This window comes from Mycobacterium sp. E2699, from assembly GCF_001666745.1.
GTDB lineage: Bacteria > Actinomycetota > Actinomycetes > Mycobacteriales > Mycobacteriaceae > Mycobacterium.
The window spans coordinates 1-649 of the sequence record NZ_LZJH01000029.1; the positions used below are offsets into that span (position 1 = coordinate 1).

Genomic DNA, 649 nt, shown 5'->3' on the forward strand with positions numbered 1-649 from the left:
ATGACCTGCTGGACATCGGGTGTGGCTGGGGCGCCACCATGAGGCGCGCCATCGAGAAGTACGACGTGAACGTCGTGGGCCTGACGCTGTCGGAGAATCAGGCCGCCCACGTGCAGAAGATGTTCGACGAGATGGACACCCACCGCGGCCGCCAAGTGCTCCTGGAGGGCTGGGAGAAGTTCCACGAGCCGGTCGACCGCATCGTCTCCATCGGCGCTTTCGAGCATTTCGGGCGGCAGCGCTGGGGCCGCTTCTTCAAGATGGCCTACGAAGTGCTGCCGGCCGACGGCAGCATGCTGCTGCACAGCATCACTCGTCCGACCTTCAAGCACGCCCGGGCGCAGGGCAAACCGCTGACCCACGAGATCGTGCACTTCACCCAGTTCATCCTGGCCGAGATCTTCCCCGGTGGCTGGCTGCCGACGATCCCGTCGGTAGAGGAGCACGCGGACGCGGCCGGTTTCAACGTGACCCGGATTCATTCGTTGCAGCTGCACTACGCCCGCACGCTCAATATGTGGGCGGCGAATTTAGCGGCGAACCGGGAAAAGGCGATCGCCATCCAGTCCCAGGAGGTCTACGACCGCTATATGCACTACCTGACGGGGTGTGAAAACTTCTTCCTGAAGGGCATCAGCAACGTCGGCCA

1 protein-coding gene is annotated in these 649 nt (G+C 63.2%); it reads left to right on the forward strand.

Features of this window, described 5'->3' with window-relative positions; translation table 11 throughout:
- On the forward strand, positions 1-649 hold a 649-nt coding region (locus tag A5696_RS02555; protein ID WP_067872938.1), incomplete at both ends, for a class I SAM-dependent methyltransferase.